Source organism: Ruegeria sp. AB10 (assembly GCF_056542745.1).
Window position 1 is genome coordinate 327,548 of record NZ_JBQGAI010000001.1, and the last position, 19,624, is coordinate 347,171.

General features: G+C 59.2%; 18 protein-coding genes and 1 tRNA gene. 2 read left to right on the forward strand and 17 right to left on the reverse strand.

All coding sequences use genetic code 11. The annotated features are described in order from the left end of the window. Positions 1 to 31: 31 nt before the first annotated feature. Together ACR0NT_RS01660 and ACR0NT_RS01665 are read right to left on the reverse strand one after the other, a co-directional pair. A complete protein-coding gene (locus ACR0NT_RS01660) occupies positions 32 to 280 on the reverse strand; it encodes a hypothetical protein (protein WP_170671193.1) in 249 nt (82 codons plus the stop codon). Between the two features lie 3 nt (positions 281 to 283). Continuing rightward, the gene (locus tag ACR0NT_RS01665; protein WP_170671190.1) at positions 284 to 1,126 is read right to left on the reverse strand and encodes an alpha/beta fold hydrolase; all 843 of its coding nucleotides are present in this window, start codon (positions 1,124 to 1,126) and stop codon (positions 284 to 286) included. 104 nt (positions 1,127 to 1,230) lie between these two features. On the opposite strand from ACR0NT_RS01665, the gene ACR0NT_RS01670 reads away from it, so the two are divergent. Beyond that, a complete protein-coding gene (locus ACR0NT_RS01670) occupies positions 1,231 to 2,100 on the forward strand; it encodes a LysR family transcriptional regulator (RefSeq protein ID WP_170671188.1) in 870 nt (289 codons plus the stop codon). A gap of 13 nt (positions 2,101 to 2,113) precedes the next feature. Here the strand turns inward: ACR0NT_RS01670 and ACR0NT_RS01675 are convergent, their stop codons facing one another. The 6 genes from ACR0NT_RS01675 to ACR0NT_RS01700 form a co-directional block, all read right to left on the reverse strand. Then, positions 2,114 to 2,725, reverse strand: a complete 612-nt coding sequence (locus tag ACR0NT_RS01675; RefSeq protein WP_170442254.1) for a YrbL family protein — start codon at positions 2,723 to 2,725, stop codon at positions 2,114 to 2,116. 145 nt (positions 2,726 to 2,870) lie between these two features. Then, the gene (locus ACR0NT_RS01680) at positions 2,871 to 4,280 is read right to left on the reverse strand and encodes a protein-tyrosine phosphatase family protein (protein ID WP_170671186.1); all 1,410 of its coding nucleotides are present in this window, start codon (positions 4,278 to 4,280) and stop codon (positions 2,871 to 2,873) included. After that, positions 4,277 to 5,023: a methyltransferase domain-containing protein gene (locus tag ACR0NT_RS01685; protein ID WP_170671184.1), complete on the reverse strand. Its 747-nt coding sequence runs from the start codon at positions 5,021 to 5,023 to the stop codon at positions 4,277 to 4,279. The genes ACR0NT_RS01680 and ACR0NT_RS01685 overlap by 4 nt, the downstream gene beginning before the upstream one ends. Positions 5,024 to 5,032: 9 nt before the next feature. Next, positions 5,033 to 5,419: a GtrA family protein gene (locus ACR0NT_RS01690; protein WP_170671182.1), complete on the reverse strand. Its 387-nt coding sequence runs from the start codon at positions 5,417 to 5,419 to the stop codon at positions 5,033 to 5,035. Beyond that, on the reverse strand, positions 5,416 to 6,375 hold the full coding sequence (locus ACR0NT_RS01695) for a glycosyltransferase family 2 protein (protein WP_170671180.1): 960 nt from the start codon (positions 6,373 to 6,375) through the stop codon (positions 5,416 to 5,418). Before ACR0NT_RS01695 ends, ACR0NT_RS01690 begins: the two co-directional genes overlap by 4 nt. A gap of 305 nt (positions 6,376 to 6,680) precedes the next feature. Then, complete coding sequence (locus ACR0NT_RS01700; RefSeq protein WP_170671178.1) at positions 6,681 to 7,550, reverse strand: LysR substrate-binding domain-containing protein; 870 nt, start codon at positions 7,548 to 7,550, stop codon at positions 6,681 to 6,683. A 122-nt stretch (positions 7,551 to 7,672) separates the two neighbouring features. Here ACR0NT_RS01700 and ACR0NT_RS01705 point away from each other — a divergent pair, with 122 nt between their 5' ends. Then, positions 7,673 to 8,380 carry an SDR family oxidoreductase gene (locus tag ACR0NT_RS01705; protein ID WP_170442237.1) on the forward strand — a complete coding sequence of 236 codons (708 nt, stop codon included), beginning with the start codon at positions 7,673 to 7,675 and terminating at the stop codon, positions 8,378 to 8,380. A 34-nt stretch (positions 8,381 to 8,414) separates the two neighbouring features. On the opposite strand, the gene ACR0NT_RS01710 is transcribed toward ACR0NT_RS01705, so the two are convergent. From ACR0NT_RS01710 to ACR0NT_RS01750, 9 genes are all read right to left on the reverse strand, one after another. Further along, positions 8,415 to 8,504, reverse strand: a tRNA-Ser gene (locus ACR0NT_RS01710). Positions 8,505 to 8,594: 90 nt separating this feature from the next. Further along, complete coding sequence (locus ACR0NT_RS01715; protein WP_170671176.1) at positions 8,595 to 11,036, reverse strand: DUF3772 domain-containing protein; 2,442 nt, start codon at positions 11,034 to 11,036, stop codon at positions 8,595 to 8,597. Then, positions 11,036 to 12,070: a cysteine synthase A gene (locus ACR0NT_RS01720; RefSeq protein WP_170442230.1), complete on the reverse strand. Its 1,035-nt coding sequence runs from the start codon at positions 12,068 to 12,070 to the stop codon at positions 11,036 to 11,038. Before ACR0NT_RS01720 ends, ACR0NT_RS01715 begins: the two co-directional genes overlap by 1 nt. Before the next feature lie 69 nt (positions 12,071 to 12,139). After that, the gene (locus ACR0NT_RS01725) at positions 12,140 to 13,255 is read right to left on the reverse strand and encodes an NUDIX domain-containing protein (RefSeq protein WP_170442227.1); all 1,116 of its coding nucleotides are present in this window, start codon (positions 13,253 to 13,255) and stop codon (positions 12,140 to 12,142) included. A gap of 31 nt (positions 13,256 to 13,286) precedes the next feature. Continuing rightward, the gene (locus ACR0NT_RS01730; RefSeq protein WP_170442224.1) at positions 13,287 to 13,727 is read right to left on the reverse strand and encodes a TrgA family protein; all 441 of its coding nucleotides are present in this window, start codon (positions 13,725 to 13,727) and stop codon (positions 13,287 to 13,289) included. Positions 13,728 to 13,743: 16 nt separating this feature from the next. Continuing rightward, entirely contained in the window at positions 13,744 to 14,952 is a 1,209-nt protein-coding gene (locus tag ACR0NT_RS01735) for an SAM-dependent methyltransferase (RefSeq protein ID WP_170442221.1), read from the reverse strand. A 69-nt stretch (positions 14,953 to 15,021) separates the two neighbouring features. Then, positions 15,022 to 16,446 (reverse strand): cryptochrome/photolyase family protein, encoded by a 1,425-nt coding sequence (locus ACR0NT_RS01740; RefSeq protein WP_170671174.1) that lies wholly within the window; start codon positions 16,444 to 16,446, stop codon positions 15,022 to 15,024. 48 nt (positions 16,447 to 16,494) lie between these two features. Continuing rightward, complete coding sequence (locus tag ACR0NT_RS01745) at positions 16,495 to 17,721, reverse strand: aminotransferase class V-fold PLP-dependent enzyme (RefSeq protein WP_170671172.1); 1,227 nt, start codon at positions 17,719 to 17,721, stop codon at positions 16,495 to 16,497. 253 nt (positions 17,722 to 17,974) lie between these two features. Further along, on the reverse strand, positions 17,975 to 19,561 hold the full coding sequence (locus tag ACR0NT_RS01750; protein WP_170671170.1) for a BCCT family transporter: 1,587 nt from the start codon (positions 19,559 to 19,561) through the stop codon (positions 17,975 to 17,977). Positions 19,562 to 19,624: the final 63 nt, after the last annotated feature.

A 19,624-nucleotide genomic window follows, 5' to 3' on the forward strand; every position in this document is an offset into this window, starting at 1 on the left:
GCAGGAAATCTGCACCAGCCCTATGCGAAGTTTACGCCCAGCGGATCAGCCCAATAACGGCCGAGGTCGCATAGAACCCCTGCAGCAACAGAAAGGTCCAGCGCCGGTCAATCAGCGCCCAAGCGGCGAACAGACCTGCGGACAACAGCAGCAGTGCAAAGCCCAGCAGCTCCGCCCCGGTATTCGACGCGATCAGCAGAGCGTAAGCCATGGCCAGCACCGATCCGGTGACCTCAAACACATTCGTCAGGCCGCGGCGAGAGGTATCGATCTGTGCCATGCCTCACCCTTTCCGCTTGAGAAAGTCGACCAGCAGGGCCGAAATCTGTTCCGGCTGGTCCTCCATCGCGAAGTGACCGCAGTCTTTCAGAATGTGCAACTCCGACCCCGAAATGGTGTCGTGCAGCTTATGCGCCCAATCGACCACCTGCCACGCGTCATCCGCCCCCCAGATCAGTTGAACCGGCAATGCGCCGAGTTTGGCATATTCGATGCAGTTGGTGTGCTTGGGGTCGTAGTGACGGACCTGGTGCTGGAACAAGCTGCCTTGCCCGATGGGTCCGCTGATAAAATCCAGATATGTTTCCAGCGCGGTATCGGCCAAGCGCTGTTTGTTTGCCACGGCCGAGAATAACCACTCGCGAAAATGCTCTCGGTGCTGGGTGTGCGGTGCGTCGATCAAAGGCTGCAAGCCCAATTGCATCTGCTCTTTGGTCCGCTTCGAGGGCCAGCTGTCAAAGCTGACGACGTCGATCATGGTCAGTGACCGCACCCGGTCAGGCGACTGAACCGCGAACCGCGGGGCTATCGCGCCGCCGATGTCGTGCGAGATCACGTGCAGGTCATTCAGCCCCCAAAAGTCCAGCAACCCCTCAAGGATCGGAACCTGTGCGGTGACCGATGTATCAACTGACGGGTCCCATGGACGCTCGGACAGGCCAAAGCCCAACAGGTCATAGACATGAACCTTGTAGCCGGCCTCGACCAGTTCCGGCAGCACGTTGCGCCAGATATGGGACGAGGACGGCGTGCCGTGGATCAGCACGACGGGCTCGCCTGCGCCATGAACGCCATAAGCGATGCGGGAATTGTTGATCAGGGCATGGTCGGTGACGAGATGTGACATGGTTGGTCTCCGGTGATTTGTCTTTTCACATGACTAAACCGCCGCTAGAATGTGACTCAAATGAATGATTTTCATTCCACCATCTTATTTTGTCATAGGCACCAATGAACGAACGTCTGGAGATTGATGCCCTTCGGGCCTTGCTTGCCATCGCGGCCCATGGCGGCGTGACGCGGGCGGCGGAACATCTGGCGCTGTCGCAATCGGCGGTCAGCCACAAGATCCGGCGGTTGGAGCAGGCGCTGGACTGCGATCTTCTGGCCCGCCGCGCCGGAGGCCCACTTTTCACCGATGCCGGTCAGCGGCTGTGCGAATACGCCCGCAGGATCACTGAATTGCATGACGAGGCCCTGGCGGCCCTGGGCAAGAAACCCCTGTCCGGCACCATCCGGCTGGGCATGACCGAAGACACCACCACCAGCGGCATCGCCCGAATACTGGGACGGTTCACGCGACTCTACCCCGACGTTAAGGTTCGGACTCGCACCAGCCAAAGCCTGAACGTTCAGGCCTGGCTCAAGGCCGGAGAACTGGACGTTGCGGTCATGCAGATCTTTCGCCAGGACGTGTCACCCGACGACCTGATCCTGTTCGAGGATGATCTGCATTGGGTCAAATCGCCGGAGTATCGCATCGACCTCACCGCCCCGGTGCCGTTCCTGGCCTTCGACAGCCAGTGTTTTTTTCGGCAATGGGGCTTGCGCCACGGGCCGCATCGGATCGACAGTGTTCTGGAATGCCCAAGTGCCGCCGGTATCCAGTCGGCGGTGCGTTCGGGGCTGGGTGTGGCCCTGCTGAACGGCCTGCATGTCACCCCGGATATGGAGATCATCGCCGATCTGTTCCCCGACCCGCCCGGCATTGCCTATGTCGCGCGAACGCACCTGAAACGCCGGAACCCTGCGGCGATGGCATTGATCGAAGAAATCCGCAAAGAGGTCGAAAACGCCGTACCCCTGCGCATCGCAGGCTGAGCCCGGCGCTTTGTCAGGGGACGTCCAGCCTGAACCCCTTTGTCATCCGCTCTCGGCGACGTTGGATCGATTTGTGGAAAGCCCATTTGCTGAACAGGGCCAGCGGGAACATCACCCTTTCGCCCAGACCGTCGATGATGACCAGCTTTCCTCCTCGTTCATGCGCGCGAACGATGTTTTCGAACCCCATGTCACCGACAATGATCTGGCCCCGCTCCAGATCGTCCAGCAGTTCCATGAACTCTTGGTGCAGCCGCTTCCGCGCTGACTGGTCGTTTTTAAACGCCACCAGTTCAGATTGCATAGTCGGCGCCAGCCCGCCGTCCGGGCCGGTCAGCTTTTCCACCACGATCGCCGGCCCCAATGAGGTCGGAGCATAGCCTGCGAACCGCGCCAGACGTTCGATTTCCGGACATCCGCGATTCAGCGCGGCAAGGTATTCGTTCGCCTCGCGATTCCACTGCCGAAGGTTGCCATAGCGCCATTCCGAATAGCGCGGCAGCACGTGCTTGCGTTCCGGCTCATCAATGCGGACCTTCAAAAGCTCACCCTCAAGTTCTGGGTGCTGGAAAATCTTGTAATTGCGGCTTTCCCGCAAGGGCGTGAGGCCACTCAGGTCAATCATACTTACCGGGTCCTGTTCACGAAAAACACACGCCTGTCAGGGCGATGGTTCTGAAATCAGCCCCCTTCATAAAACGTTCTTATTTCCGTTACAATTGACCTTTTGCCCGCCCCGCATTGTCGGAAGGGGCAGGCGTCAAACCGTCTCAGGAAACGGCGTCGGGTGCGGGCAGCAGAATGAAAACATCTTGCCCCACAGGTTTGACGACCGGATCATCTTCTTGACCTTTCAAGTCGAAAGGCGGTTCTACATCCATGCAACCCTTTGGCTTGTCATCGCAGATAAACACCGTGGCCCCTGTCAGATAGGCCAGCCTGAGACGCAAACCCCGGGTTTGCTGAATCGCCGCCTTCTGCGCGCCGTGAACCGCCATATAGTCGCCGTAGACATAAATGGTTTCAGTCCCTTCCGGCACAGAACCGGCCATCTCTCGGGTCGTGTCCTGCCACGGCGGGAAGGCCAGGTACGAGGTTTTGGCGATTGCCAGGATGTTGAACAACAACACGCACACGATCGCGATGCGGGAAAGACTCATCCATCTGTCGCTGGACTTCGACAAGTGGACGGCAACCGAGACAATGCAGAATCCAAACAAGATCCAAACCCAACCCAGAGTCCGAAGCGGCACCTGAACACCGGACATCAGGGCCTTGCCCGCAAGCGGTGCCAGCCCGGCCAGAGCGGCCGCAAGAACGGCGACGGCAACAAACCTGTTCCAAACGAACAAGGCCACCCAGGCTGCCAGGAACATAAGCGGAATGACGACACCGTGCTTGGCAACACCCCCACCCATCTGGTCGAGGGACTTGTGCAGGAAAACCTTCTGCTTTTCGATATTCGCCATCAGATCGGCAAAGGAATGCACCTCGGTCGGGTTGCGCCATTGGGCAACCGGAATGCCGAAAACCCCGTGATAGATGTAGTTCAGCGAGTAGACCGCCAGCACACCCAGAGCGAGGCTGACAACGAATAAACCCAGAGTGATCGCCATGCTTTTGTAGGTTTTGGGCGCCTTGCGGGACAACAGAACCAGCGTAAGCAGCAGAAACGGATAGGTCGTATAGGCCATAAAGGACAACGGCACCGCCACGACCAAAAGAGCAAGCACCGTGCGATGCCGCAGAAACACGACCGCCACGGCAAATAGCGCGACCACCCAGACACCCGGCAGCAGGGTATTGAACCAGAAGGACATCAGATACGCGGGGATCGAGAGGGCCACGAAAATGGCAAGAAACCCCTTGTACCAGCCATCAACGTCGCGATCCAAAAGGCTCAACGCCGTAGCAGCTGAGAAAAGCGACCATCCTGTCAGGTAGAGGACTAGATGCACCGGTGATGGCAGGAAAAACGGCCGGAACTGCCACCAGTAGTTCAGCCAGCGCCCCTCATCCAGCGTCTTCAGCAAGGCCGCCGTACGCGTGCCCAGCAGCGCCGGAAAATCGTCGTGCCGGACAAACGGGTCTTCGATCAACGGCAGATACGCCAGGATCATCACCGAAAAGCACAGCACGAACAGACGTGCAAACTCGTGCCCCAGCGGTCGGGTACTCATTCCTTCCCCCCGTATGAACGCGCAATGATCGATGCCCGCGCCTGCGCGATCGCCGTGACGGTTGTGCGCGGCAAACGGCGCACGACCATCTTCCGCAGGTTCCAGCCGAAAGAGCCCACCTCTTTCAGCGCACCGGTAACTTTGGTCTTCAGCACTTCGGGCGGCAGTTTCGCGGCGCCTGCGTCATTGGCGTAGAGAACCGAGTTGTAGCGATACCAGGGCTCGATGCTGGTGTCGTCGAACAACTCGGGACGCAGGCAGTCATAGGCGGAGTAACCGCGTTCGGCGAACAGATTTTGCCAGAACGAAAGCGGCTGTTCGTTGATGTGGAATTCGCCACCCTGCCCCGGCACCGCCGCCGAAAACAGGACCAGATCCGCATGGGTCGTAAGGCTTTGGACTAGGCTAACCGAGGCCTCATGCGGCAGGTGCTCTCCGACTTCCAGCGATTGGGCCAGATCGAAGCGCCGGCCCAGATCAATCGGCTGGACAAGGTCCTTTCCGTAAAACGCATCCGCCGGGATGGCCAGCCGTTCGCGGTCTACATAATCGCCGTCTACGCCTGCGATATCCGTACTGCCAGCCGCCGACCATTCCGACAGCCAGACCCCCCGGCCGCATCCGAAATCGACCACGCTTTCCGGTTTGATCCACGACTGCAGACACCGGATCAGGCTGTTGGCCGAACGCCGCGCGCCCTGGTCGATATAGTCAAAGAACTCATTGGAATAGATGTGCGACATGACTGATCTCTAGATTGAATTTCGCTCGCGATAGACCCAAAGACGAAGGATCACAAAGTTGAGGATCGGCAGGACCACGACGACCGAAGCGGCCGAGACGGTCTCGGGCAGCCCAAGGCGCGGCCCGACGATCCCGGTAAGGGCCGAAGACACAACCAGCCCGACCCCGATCATGCAAAGAAAGCGCCCGAACTGCGCCGGGGCCGCCAGAGGTTTGCCAAAAGTCCATGCGGTCTGGCCGACATACTGGATCAGGATTGCCGAGCCAAAGGCCAGCAGGTTGGCAATCCAGGGCGAACCCAGCAGGTGCAGCAGGCCCAGATACGTCGCCATGTAATAGGCGGCCACCCCGGTCCCGACGACCGCAAAACGGAATATGCGGCGGCGTTCGGTCATTGCTGTCTGGCAATATGCTCAACGACGGGCTCAACCGCGTCCCCGGCCTGCTCGTCCACGAAGAACAGCGGCCGGCCCTTGGCCTCTACGTAAAGACGGCCCAGATATTCCCCCATGATGCCAAGCGTCAGCAACTGAATACCCGAGAAAAAGCTGATGATCAGAACGGTCGAGGCCCAACCTGCGACCGTGTTGTAAAGGATCAGCGACCCGAACACGTAGACGCCCATCAAGGCGGCAACGATCAGGGTCAGAAAGGCCATCCGCGTCGCGATCTGCAGCGGCTTGATCGAGAAACTGGCCAGCGCATCAAAGGCAAACCGGATCATCTTGGACAGCGGGTACTTGGTTTCGCCCGCCACACGCGGATCGCGGATATATTCGATACCGATCTGCCGGAACCCGGCCCAGGCGAACATCCCACGGATGAACCGCGCGCGTTCGGGCATTTGCAGCACCGCGTCCAGCGCTCGCCGGGTCACCAGACGAAAATCGCCGGTATCGTTGGGAATCGGCACATCGGACAGCCGGTTTAGCACGCGATAGAACCCGTGCGCGGTGACCTTCTTGAACCAGCTTTCCCCCTTGCGCTCGCTGCGGCGCCCGTAAACCACGTCATAGCCGCGATCCATCATTGCCATCATGTCCGACAACAACTCGGGCGGGTCCTGCAAATCGGCGTCGAGCATGAAAATCCGCTCGCCCTTGGCCGCCATCAGCCCGGCCGTCAGGGCCACCTGATGCCCGCGGTTCATTGACAGTTTCAGACCACGGATCGCGGAATGCTCCCGGCACTGCGCGCAAATCGCGTTCCATGTGTCATCGGTCGAACCGTCATCGACCAGCACAATCTCGGAGTCGCCCTTCCAAGCGTCGGTTGCAGCGATCAAGCGCTCGACCAGCATGGGGATCGAGGCCTCCTCGTTCATGCAGGGAACGACAACGGACAATAACATTGAACCTCCGACCGAGATTTGTGTCCGACCCCCGCGATCAGGTCGCGGTTTTCGGAACTGGCTGCTCGTGCTTTTTTGTTTCACTTATGGTTGCGGCTCTTGATATCTCAACAATCGGCTTTCGCTAATTGGCCGACGCGAAATTTCGGGGGGTCGTTACCGTTGCGACACATAACCCGACCCGAAAACCCGCGATGAGGATGGCCGCGCTTAATTCTGCCGCAATTTTGCACCCGGGATATGGCAGCAATACGCCCTTCCTGCGGCATTGATCGGGTTGCTCGCCCATCGTGGCGCCGGTTTTCTCAGACCTGCGCAAGCAGCCACGCACGTACGTCGGCAACGATCCGGGGATTTCTGGGCGCGCGTGGGGCGACGACATGATACCCCTCCTGCACTGCGGTCGAAAACAAGACCGGCTGGCACAGACGCTTTGCCCGAAGATCGTCCTCGACAAATTCACGGTTGGCCAGCGCCACGCCCTGCCCGGCAATCGCGGCATCGATGGCCAGAGAAGTCTGGCTGAACGCCATCGTCTTCAATCCGGCTGGCGGTGCCTTTCCCAATGCCGCCTCAAGAAACAGGGGCCACTGCCCATGTGTGTCTTCCAGCAGGGTATGGCCAAGCAAATCTGCGGGTGACCGGATCCTGCCCTCCAAAGCCAAATCGGGATGACACACCGCGATCAGGTCGGCGGCAAACAATGGCTCGGCGATCAGCCCCGGCCCAAATGGCGGCTTCCCTTGCCGCACCGCGATATCCACCCCATCCGTCTGAAAGTTCGCCAGCGCGTTCGACGCGTCCAAACGCAGCCGGATTTCCGGATGATCCCGCGCGAATGCCCCCAACCTTGGCACCAGCCAGCGTGTAGCAAAAGACGGTGTCGTACTGATTGTAGCAACGACGTCCTGCGGCGACAGGTTGGCCGTTGCCTCAGCCATCATGTCAAAGGCACGGCGGATCGGAGTAAGGTATTTCCGACCCTCATCTGTCAAGGACAAGCCTCTGTGTTTTCGGTCGAATAGTTTGATATTCAACAACTCTTCAAGCGATCTCACATGTTGAGCGACGGCACCCTGCGTCACGCCAAGCTCCTCGGCGGCCCGGCTGAAATTCAGATGGCGCCCCGAGGCCTCAAAAGCCTTGAGCGCGTTCAAAGGCGGCAGTTTGCGCATAGTTCACGCGCCCTACTCAATAGTTATTCTACAGGGTTAAGGCAGAATTACTGATTGGTCAAACGCCGCGTCCTGCCCCATTTTGACGACAGATTAGGGACACCAACTGAATGGGGGCAAACATGGCTGATAAGAAAGTTGCGATCATCATGGGCGGTGGCAGCGGCATGGGCGCAGAAAGCGCGCGCCGACTGGCCGCCGATGGGTTCAACGTCGCCATTCTGTCGTCTTCGGGCAAGGGCGAAGCTCTGGCGGCCGAGCTTGGCGGTATTGGTATGACCGGCACAAACCGGTCCAGCGCGGATATGCAGCATCTGATGGATGCAGTCATGGACAAATGGGGGCGCGTGGATGTGCTGGTGAATTCGGCCGGCCACGGCCCGCGCGCGCCGGTTCTGGAGATCAGCGACGCAGACTGGCACGAAGGGATGGAGGTCTATTTCCTGAACGCCGTACGCGCCACGCGGATTTTTGCACCCATCATGATCGAACAGAAATCCGGCGCGATCATCAACATCTCGACCTTTGCCGCGTTCGAGCCGGACCCGGTGTTTCCAACTTCGGGCGTCATGCGGGCCGGGCTTGCAGCCTATAGCAAGCTGTTCGCCGACAAATACGCCCCCGACAATGTGCGCATGAACAATGTGCTGCCGGGGTTCATCGACAGCCTGCCGGAAAACCCGGAATGGAAAGCGCGCATTCCGATGGAACGCTATGGCAAGGCCTATGACGAGATCGCCGCCACCGTGGCCTTTCTTGCCTCGGACGGTGGCGCATACATCACCGGCCAGAACATCCGCGTCGACGGGGGCATCACACGCTCGGTCTGATATCGGTCGTGCTGCTGCAAAAAAATGTGGGGTATGGCGGAGAGACAGGGATTCGAACCCTGGAGACGGTTTCCCGCCTACACACTTTCCAGGCGTGCGCCTTCGACCACTCGGCCACCTCTCCGTGGGCGCGATATTTGGACCATCGCCGGGGGATTTGCAAGGGGCGATTAAAGCGAAAATTCAACCTTCCGCAGTTCCGCTGCAGACGCGGTTAAATCTCGTCGCCGCCCCCGTCACCCAGATCAGCCTCGGTCATGTCAACAGGAGCAGAGGACGGCGGATTTGACGCCGGTTTTGTGGTCTCGACCTCAGGTTTCTGCTGCGGCGCTGAGGGCTGCCCCTGCAACGCCTCGGGGTTGCGCAGCCAGACATCACGCTGTGCGAAGGGAATCTCGATACCTTCCTCGACAAAACGGCGGTTGATCTCGTGGTTCATGTCGGATTTCACCGACAGCACCCAGTTCACATCGCGCAGAATGGCGCGAATCTCGAAATCCAGAGAATCCGCGCCAAAGCCCTGAAACACCACGCTGGGGGCCGGATGCGCTAGCACCATCGGGTGCGAGTTCGCCACTTCGCCCAAGATTTTCTCGACCACGCGGGTGTCAGTGCCATAGGCCACACCCACAGGCACGATGACCCGCCCGATAGTGTTGCCGCGGGTATAATTCGTGACCACACCGCTGATCAGGTCCGAGTTCGGAACGATCACATCAGTCCGGTCAAACGTCTCAATCCGCGTGGACCGCACCGAGATGTCACGCACATAGCCCATCATCCCGTTCACATCGATCCAGTCCCCTTTCGAGATCGGGCGTTCGACCAGCAAGATGATGCCCGAGACGAAGTTCGACACGATGGTCTGCAGGCCGAAACCGATACCAACCGACAGCGCACCCGCGACGATAGCCAGCGACGACAGGTCGAACCCGGCCACCATGATGGCAATAAGCGCCGCCAGAAATATCCCGACATATCCGGTGCCGGCCGCAATCGCGTTCTGCCCACCCGGATCGATGCTGGTTTTCGGCAGCAACGAATTGCGCAGCCCGCTTTGCAGCAAGCGTGTAAGGCCATAGCCGATTGCGAACACAACCAGGAAGGTAAAGAAATTGCTGGGCGAAATCGTGACGCCACCGATATCGAACCCCAGCAGCAGCCGCGACCAGACCTCAAGCAGGTCGGTTTGCCGCGCGCCCCAGTACAGCGCCAGAACTGGCAGGGTCAGGATGGCAAGGACAAAACCGGCCAGTACGGAAAACAGCGAATCCCGCGCAGACTCGCCCTGCCCGCTCAGCCAGCCGTAGACCGAGGTCAGGAAGCGATGGAAGATCGCCAAAGCCGCAAACAGAACCAGCGTTTTCACTGCGGGGAAGACAATCGCTTCGGCTGCATTGGTATAGCCGACGAGCGCCAGGATCGGGCTGGCAATCCCCAGCAGGAACAGAGCCCGGCGCAGGAATTCCACGATCTGCGTTAGGCCGGCACTGCGGGGCGTTTCACTTGCCTCGACGTCATCCACCACCGGCTTGCTGGCCCGGATGCGGCGGATACGCAGCAGGATCATAGCGGTGCCAAAAACCACCGGAAAGCTGATGACTGCCCGGGTCGCGTCCGAGATATTCTCGATCTGATCGAACAGCAGCCCGAATTCATACGCGATCAGAAAGATCGCCAGAATGTCCAGATACACCCGCAACTCGGTAACATTCTTACGGGACAGGCGATTGAAGCCCTGTGCCGCCTGCGTCAGATACAGCTGACGTCCGATCCAGTCGTAGTAAAAGATAAGGGCGGCCCAATACGGTACGTTCTGGATCAGCAATGTGCCACGCAGCCCCAGAAGACCGGTCATGATGACCGCCTGCACCATCAGCCAGACCCCCAGCCAGGGCAGCAGGATGCGCAGCAGCGATACCAGAAACGACCAGACACCAATGCCGCGCCCGCCAAGGCTGCGCAGGTATTCGCCCGCAGCCTCGGACCAATAGCGCCCGTAATACAGCAATACACCCGCGGCGAGGGTCAGGAACAGGATGCCAAGGCCGCGATCTCTCAGACGGTCCTGAACTATATTGGCCTGCAGGTTTTGCGCAGATTCACCGATCAGGCCGCGCACGGAGTCGACAAGGTCGGTCCAGGCCGGGCCCCAATATGTCGGGTTCATCGGGGATGGCCCGCGTTCCAGCAGCTCTTTCTTCTGCCTGTCGCGAAGCAACTGATCGATCTCGCTGATCAGGCCATTGGCGCGACTGAAAGCTTCCTCCGAGATGATCCGCGGAACCTGCAGGCTGGTCAGTTGGTCCTCCAGATGAGTCCGCAATCGGGCAATTTCCTCGGGCTCGGTCGCGTCACCTTCGGGCGCCGGTCCAAGGGCCTTGATCTGAGCATCTAGAGTCTGGATGCGATCTGTGTTGGCGCTGCGCGCGCGGTTGAAATCTTCACGGTAGGTGTGGATTTCGGACCGCAAATTCTCGAGCGCCGCGTTCGAAGTCCGGTCGGCTTCGATTTCGGTCTCGGCGCGGTCCGCCGTTGCAAGCCACTTCTGGTAGTACTCGCTTTGCTGATCGGATAGCTCGGCGGCAAGGGGGCCGCCCAGCATGGCAAAGCAAACCAGAAAGAGCGCAAGAAACAGGCGGACCTGCCGCAGCATCATACGTCCTCGAACACGCCGGGAATGCTGCGCGGGGCTTCGGTCATCCAATCCGGCACCGGCAGTTCCTTTTCACGCAGGAATTCGGGATTGAACAGCTTGGATTGATAGCGCGTGCCATAGTCGCACAGGATCGTCACGATGGTATGGCCCGGCCCCAAATCCTTGGCCAGACGCACGGCACCGGCCATGTTGATCGCGGTTGAACCGCCCATGACCAGGCCTTCGTCGCGCAGCAGGTCAAAGATGTAAGGCAGCGCTTCGTTGTCGGTCATCTGATACGCGTAGTCCGGCTTGAACCCTTCGAGGTTCTTGGTGATGCGCACCTGCCCGATACCTTCGGCGATCGAGCTGCCCTCCATCGCGATCTCACCGGTGGTGTAGTACGAATAAAGCCCAGCCCCCATCGGATCGACCAGAGCGATCTTGACCCCTTTGGGCTGCAGCGCATCGGCCACACCGGCCAGCGTCCCACCCGAGCCCACTGCGCTGACAAAGCCATCGACCTTGCCGCCGGTTTGCTCCCAGATTTCCGGGCCGGTGGTTTCGACATGGGCCTGACGATTGGCCACGTTGTCGAACTGGTTCGCCCAGATCGCGCCGTTGGGTTCGGTCTGCGCCAGTTCCTCGGCCAGACGGCGCGAGTAATGCACAAAGTTGTTCGGATTGCGGTATGGTGCGGCCGGAACCTGCACCAATTGCGCGCCCGCCAGACGCAGCATGTCCTTCTTTTCTTCCGACTGGGTTTCCGGAATCACGATCACCGTCTTGAACCCCATCGACGCACCAACCAGCGCCAGACCGATGCCGGTATTGCCCGCCGTGCCCTCGACAATTGTTCCGCCTGGCTTCAGTTCGCCCCGCGCAACGGCATCGCGGATGATGTAAAGCGCCGCGCGATCCTTGACCGATTGACCCGGATTCATGAACTCGGCCTTGCCCAGAATTTCGCACCCGGTCTCTTCACTGATGCGCTTCAGCCGGATCAGCGGTGTTTTCCCGACTGCGTCGGCAAGGTCTCGTGCAATGCGCATGGCGCCCTCATATCATTACGTATCAACGAAGATTTACAGATGCCGTGCGACAACCACAAGCGGCGATCCTCACCCTCGCAGACGGTCACGATGCCGGGCCAACCAGTTGGCCAGCGACAACAGGGGCAAATCCTTGAATTCGTTATTGTCCACCTTTTGCATAAAGGTGTCATAGGGCAGGATTTGCGTGCGGATATCCTCACCTTCCGAGGCCAGCCCGCCATTGTCGATCGTCCGGGTCAGATCACCCAGCCCGACATAGAGGTAAACAAACTCGGTTGACGACCCGCTCGAGGAATAGGCCCCGCCCGCATATTCCAATGCGTCCAGCGTCACCTGAGCCTCTTCCTGTGCTTCACGATAAGCGGACTGTTCCGGAGTTTCTCCGGGGTCGATCATGCCGGCGACCGGCTCCCAAATCCACGGCTCGGGATCGTCGATCAGAAACACCGGCGCGCGGAACTGTTCGACCAGCAGAACCGTGTCGCGGACCGGGTCATAGGGCAGAACGACCACGGCGGCCCCCTGCATCAGCCCGCTGCGCTGCAAAACAGGCCCCATCGTCCCGTCATGCTGCCGGTGCTGCACCTCCAGTTCTTCCACGCCGAAATAGTTTACATAGGCACGCTTGTGGCTTTGGACGATGACGTCTTTGGCCGTGTCGCGCGGATCGCCGGTCCGGCGCTTGCGCGCGGCCAGACGGGCCCAGGCACGGGTGCGGATCGGCGCGAAGTTGCGGGCAATCGTGGTCGCATCGACCCTGCCATAGTAGGCAAGCTCTTCCTGTGCGGCCAGCAAGGTCACTTCGGCCCACTCATCAACCCATTCCTGCAGCGACCACGGCTGATCGGGGAACCAAAGGTCAGGCTCAGGGTAGAATACGCTGGCTTCCGCTTCTGCCCCATCAGCCAGTTCCACATAGCGAGGGCTGAGGTCGTATTCAAACCCACCTTCATAGTAGATCAGACGCCTGAGTTCCTCGGGCCCAAAGCCCTGTACCAGCAAACCTTCGGCCTTACTGCCTTTTTCCGGCACGATCATCGGAAAGGCCTGCCCGGCAACACCATAAACCGCGTGATCCGGCAGGCTGGCCTGCGAAACTCTCAGTTTCGACAAGGGGCGGCCCAGCACAAGCTCAAGCAGAGGCTGGTGCCTGAGCGTGCCGTAAAAGAACAAATCGGACACTAAAGAGAAACTCGCGCTGAATTCCAGAGGGTTACCGCCAGCGGCGGCTGGCTTCTTCGGTTGCAAGACCGGCGATAAGTGCTCCGATCACCAAAGTCCACAGAATTTCCGGTGCCAGCAGAAGTCTGCTGTAATCGACACCGATCTTGAAAATAGAGATTAGCGCCTCGAACGGCCCATCATACCGATGGCGCATGGCCAGTTGGATCATTTGATTGCAGCCCTGAACAAAAAGACCCCAGAACACAAGCGCGGCAATACCTGTCAACCCGTTGTTGACCGCTCCGGTCCAGCCCCGGCCAACCCTCTTGCCCATGATCATCCAGCCACACACCAATCCAATGATCATGTTGACCGTCGTGAACGCGCCGTAATCCTTACCGTCTTCGCCGTTGTCGATGATCATACCTGAAACGACGAAGGCCACCATCAACAGACAGATTGCAGCAACGAGACGCGGAGCACTGGGCATTCGGTATTTCCGTTTGTTAACTGGGTTTTGCTATAGTGATCTGTGTCACATCGCAGTTGCCAGTGTCAAAGGCTGCGCCACATGCGGTCAAATAATAGTTCCACATGCGGCGGAAACGCTCATCAAACCCCATTTCGGCAATTTCGTCCCATTTCTCGTTGAACGTGTCGTACCAGCGGCGCAGGGTCAGGTCATAGCTTTTGCCGAATTCCCGGGATTTCACCACGTCCAACCCCGCCTCGGAAACCTGTTCTTTCAGGATCGTAGGCGTCGGAAGCATTCCGCCCGGAAAAATATATTTCTGAATGAAATCAACGCCGTTCTTGTAAATGTCCCACCGGTGATCCGCGACGGTGATGATCTGCAACGTCGCCTGCGCACCGGGTTTCAGGCGCTCGCGCACGGTCTCGAAGTAGACCGGCCAGTATTTCTGTCCGACGGCTTCGAACATCTCGATCGAGGCGATCCCGTCATACTGGCCCTGTTCGTCGCGGTAATCCTGTAACTTGAACTCAACCAAGCTTGAAAGTCCTGCTTTTTCAATTCGTTGACGCGCAAAGCTCAACTGCTCCTGACTGATCGTCAAACCTGTGACCCTTAGGCCACGCTCTTTCGCGGCATATTCTGCGAAACCACCCCAGCCGCAGCCGATCTCCAGGATGTGGTCTCCGGGCTTAGCGCCCATTTCATCGACCAGACTCGCGTATTTCGCGGTTTGTGCGTTTTCCAGACTTTCCTGCCCCGTCTCGAACAGCGCGCTGGAATAAGTCATCGTATCGTCTAGCCACAAACCATAGAAATCATTCCCTAGGTCGTAGTGGTACGAGATGTTCTTCTTGGCCTGCCGCCGATGGTTCCGGTGCAACCAAAACCGCAAGCGTTCATAGGCCTGCACCAGGAACATGCCGGTGAAATCGTCATAAACAGTCTCGGTACCCAGATGCACAAGATCCATAAAGGACCGCAGGTCGGGCGTGCTCCAATCGCCCTCCAGATAGGCGTCGGAAAAGCCCAGCTCGCCCTCGCGGATCAGTCGCGCAAAGACGTCCGGGTCATGGATATCAACCCGAGCGACCGGTCCGGGCTTGCCCCCTTCGGACCGAAAAATCCGACCATCGGGCAAGGCGATGTCCATCCGGCCAGACTCCATCCGGTTCAGCATCTTGAAGACTTGAACAAAATATCTGGGCAGTTCTTTCTGCCCTTCTGTTGTCGTTAAGATCATCCGCTCTCCCCTTTGCGGCCTTAAGTAAAAGCTAGGCCGAGTTTGTGTTTGTGGCAAGTTTTCAGTTCCTTACCCGGTTTTTCGGTCTTCATAAGCCGCCAAGGCCCGCGTCCGACCAGAGGCAAGATCGACCACCGGCTTCGGATAGGCAGAAGCAGAATCCAACGCCCACGAGCGCGGCACCGCATCAAAGTACGACAGCGCGCTGGCCGAAGGTGCGGCCTGCCCTTCGGCGATCCACTGTTTCAGGTAGGTCCCTTGAGGGTCGAATTTTTGCTGCTGTGTCTGCGGGTTAAATATCCTGAAGAACGGTGCGGCATCCGGCCCCGAGCCTGCAACCCATTGCCAGCCCATCGCATTTGCCGCCGGGTCCCAATCGGTCAGGCACTCGGCAAACCAATCCATGCCGATTTTCCAGTGTGTCATCAGATGCTTGGTCAGATAGCTGGCCACGATCATGCGGGCCCGGTTGTGCATGCGGCCGGTTACGTACATCTGACGCAAACCGGCATCCACTGCCGGAATACCGGTGCGGCCCTGCTGCCACGCGACAACGTCGGGATGGCTGGCATCGGTGTTCCACGGGAACGCATCCCATTCCGGCTTCCAGTTTTTGGTCAGCAAGTGCGGCGTATGAAACATCAGGTGATATGCAAACTCGCGCCAGACCAGTTGGCGCAAATACGCCTCGGTGCCCTGCGCGCCCGTCAATGCGGCGCGCTGGACCGCGTGCCAGACGGTGCGCGGCCCGATCTCGCCCAACGATAGGTATTCGGCCAAATTCGATGTGCCATCCCGATCCAGACGATCCCGATCCGTCGAATAGTCTGAGATTCGGTCGAAAAACCCGTGCAGAGCCTCGAATGCCGCGCTTTCACCGGGCCGCACATATGGCGCAACAATTGCCGCCCCGCGGTTCATTGCCCGGCCCAGTTTCCACGCCGCCAAATCATCGGCGCCCGGCCAATTCCGGGGCGCTGGAATCGCCAAAGGCGCGGCCTCGGGCGCAGGAACATCCCGCCCCTGAACGGCGCGCCACATCGGAGTGAAAACGCGGAACGGCTGACCGGCCTTTGTGGTCACGGTCCACGGCTCGAACAATAAGTGCCCTTCGAAAGAGATGGCCTCGACCCCCTGCCCGGTCAGCGCTGACTTGATACGGGTGTCTCTTGCAATTGCGTTCGGATCATAGGCGCGAGACCAATAGACCGCGGTGGCACCGGTTTCTGCGATCAGCTTCTGCAAAACAGTTAAGGCGTCCCCGCGCCGCAGGATCAAACGGCTACCGAGCTTTTCAAGGGACTGCGCAAAGACCTTCAGCCCAAGACCAAGTCGCCATTTTGGTGCCGCCCCCAACGCCTGGCCAAGGTCGTCCAGAATAAAGACCGGGATGATGGGCCGCCCGGACCGGGCCGCCGCGCTTAGCGCGGGATGGTCCGACAGGCGCAAGTCCCGCCGGAACCACAAGATGATCGGAGATTGAGAGTTTTCCATGTCCGCCCGGTTGTTTTCTTCGCATTACGAAGCCGAACGGAAACCGGATCACAAAACGACGTCAAGTGCGTTCAATAACTGATCAATTTCCTGTTGCGAGGTGTAGTGCGTAAAGCTGACCCGCAGCACGCCCTGCGCCATATCCACACCCATCGCCTGTAACGGTCGCACGGCGTAGAAATCACCGCCGCCCGCCATGATTCCGTGATTTGCAAGATCGGCGGCGACAGCCTCGGCGTTTCGGTTCAGGGCCAGCGCAACAGTCGGCGCGCGGCGCGTCGCATCAGATGTGCCGATCAGGCGCACGGCATTGCGATCCTTGACCGCATCCAGCACCGGCTGCAACAAAGCCACCTCTTGCCGGCGCATCAGGTCATGCACGAAGGCTCCGCGTTGGGTCGCATCCCCTTCGGGGCCATTGTGGTGGTCGCACAGCAGGTCGACATAATCCGCCATGCCCGCACTGGCCGCGATCTGCGCATGATCGGGCCCGGCGGGTGTAAAACGCTTGTGCAACACGTCGCCGTTGAAAAAATGCGCCTGATTGGGCAGCAACTCTCCCAACGCGCGCCGGATCACCATGCAGCCCTGATGAGGGCCATAGGTTTTATAGGCCGAGAACAGATAGATATCCGGGCCCAGATGGCCAACATTCGGAAACCCGTGCGGCGCGTATGAAACACCGTCAACACAGACGAACGCACCGGCCGCATGAGCGATAGAGGTGATTTCGGTCACCGGGTTGATCTCGCCGATCACGTTGGAGCAGTGGGGAAAGCACACCAGACGGACCTTTTCGTCCAGCAAGTTTTCCAGATCCTGCGGGTTCAGCGACCCGGTTTCCGGATCGATCTGCCATTCGCGGATTTCGATGCCATCCTCGGCCAGGCGCCGCCACGGGCCCGAATTGGCCTCGTGATCCTGATTGGTCACCACGATGGCCTCGCCCGGTTTCATCCATTGGCGAAACGCCTGCGCAAGGACATAGGTGTTTTGCGTGGTCGATGGCCCAAAGCTGAGTTCGTCGGTGTCCACGCCCAGTATCGCGGCCATGCGTGCGCGGGCCTCGTCCATCTCTTCGCCCGCCAGACGGCTGGCGTCATAGGGGCCATAGGGCTGCACCTTGCGTTGCGTGTAATAACGCGTCAGCCGGTCCAGCACCGGTTTACAGGTGTATGACCCGCCCGCGTTTTCAAAGAACGCCTGTCCTTGCAGGCTGGGCTCGGAAAAAGCCGGGAACTGAGCCCGAACGAAATTGATATCCAGAGTGCTCATGGCACGCCTCTCCTCATTCATGCAGCTTGTTCCGATACGATGCCCGCGCATGATTTCGGACAACTCGGAAATCACGGCAGGTCTTCCAGCCCAACCACAGCCCCTTTTAGATAGAGGCATGGGCAGTCTTTCCGGGCGGAACATGCCACCCGAAGGACGCGGATACTTAGACAAGGGCGAGGACATCGGTCAACCCGACCCAAAAGAAAAAAGCCCCGACGCATGGCCGGGGCTTTTCTTGATAAGGCCGAACTCAGCGGCGGCGTTTTTCGTTCGCCAGACCGATGAAGACCGATACGCACATCAGTACAAGCACGATCGCAAACGGAAAGCCGGTTGCAATCGCGGCGGCCTGCAAGGCGCCAAGCCCGCCACCCAGCAACAGCACGACAGCAATCGCACCTTCCAGAACGCACCAGAATACGCGCTGCGCCGTGGGGGCATCGGTTTTGCCGCCCGCCGTGATCGTATCGATCACCAGCGAGCCCGAGTCCGAGCTGGTCACGAAGAACACGACAACCAGGACGATGCCGACAAAGGACAGCAGGCCGGTCATCGGGAAGGCTTCGAACATCTTGAACATCTTCAGCTCAAGCGCTGCGTCCGACAGGGCCTGCCCCGAACCGGACATGACCTGATCCAGCGCCGCGCCACCGAAAACGCTCATCCACAGCGCGCCGACAACCGTCGGGATCAGGATCACGCAGGTCACGAATTCACGCACGGTGCGACCACGCGAAATGCGGGCGATGAACATGCCGACGAAGGGTGACCAGGAAATCCACCAGGCCCAGTAAAAGGCGGTCCAACCCTGCATGAAGTTGGTGTCTTCACGACCAACCCAGTTGGACAGCGCGGGCAGCGCAATGAAGTACTCGATCATGCTGTCGAAAAAGCCGGTCAGAATAGCGGCGGTCGGACCAACGATCAGCACCAGCAACAGCAGAGCCGCAGCCAGGATCATATTGGCCTCGGACAGACGCTTTACCCCTTTGTCGAGGCCGGCAACAACTGAGATCAACGCAAACACCGTGATCAAACCGATCAGCAGCACTTTCATGCCATCCGTGATCGGAACATCGAACAGGTAGTTCAGACCGGCCAGCGCCTGCGTCGCGCCCAGACCCAGCGATGTCGCCAGACCAAAGATGGTGGCAAACACGGCCAGAACGTCGATGATGTGCCCCAGAGGGCCCCATGTCGCCTCGCCAAACAGCGGATAGAATACCGACCGCATGGTCAGCGGCAGACCCCGGTTAAAGCTGAAAAAGGCCAGTGCCAGTGCCACGACCGCATAGACGGCCCAAGGGTGCATACCCCAATGGAAAATGGTCGCCGCCATCGCCAGCTTTTTTGAAGCTTCCGGGTCTTCCAGCCCTGCGCCCAGCGGCGCCCAGTCGGTGCGGATACCGTCTTCTCCGACGGCAACGCCGCCCAGCGACGATCCATAGTGCGAAATCGGCTCGGCCACGCCCCAGAACACCAGACCGATGCCCATGCCTGCGGCAAACAGCATCGCGAACCAACCAGCATAGCTGTAATCCGGTTTGGCGTCATCTCCACCCAACCGGATCGAACCATAGGGCGTGACGATCAGCAGCAGCGAAAACACCACAAAGATGTTGGCCGCGATCATGAACACCCAGTCGAACTGGCTGGTCAGTGCCGGACGAAGCCAACCAAAGAATTCGGCCGCCTGCTCGCGAAACACGAGCGAGAAAAACACGAATGCAATAATGGTGAGCCCCGAAACGGCAAAAACCGGATTGTGAACGTCCAGCCCCAAGATCTGGACGTTGTCCTGACCGACTTCATAGTCGGTATCCGTATTTTCGGACATAGATTCTCTTCCTTCCCTTATTCGGTGCCCAGAACTTTCAATATCCCGCACCGAAAAGGCTTG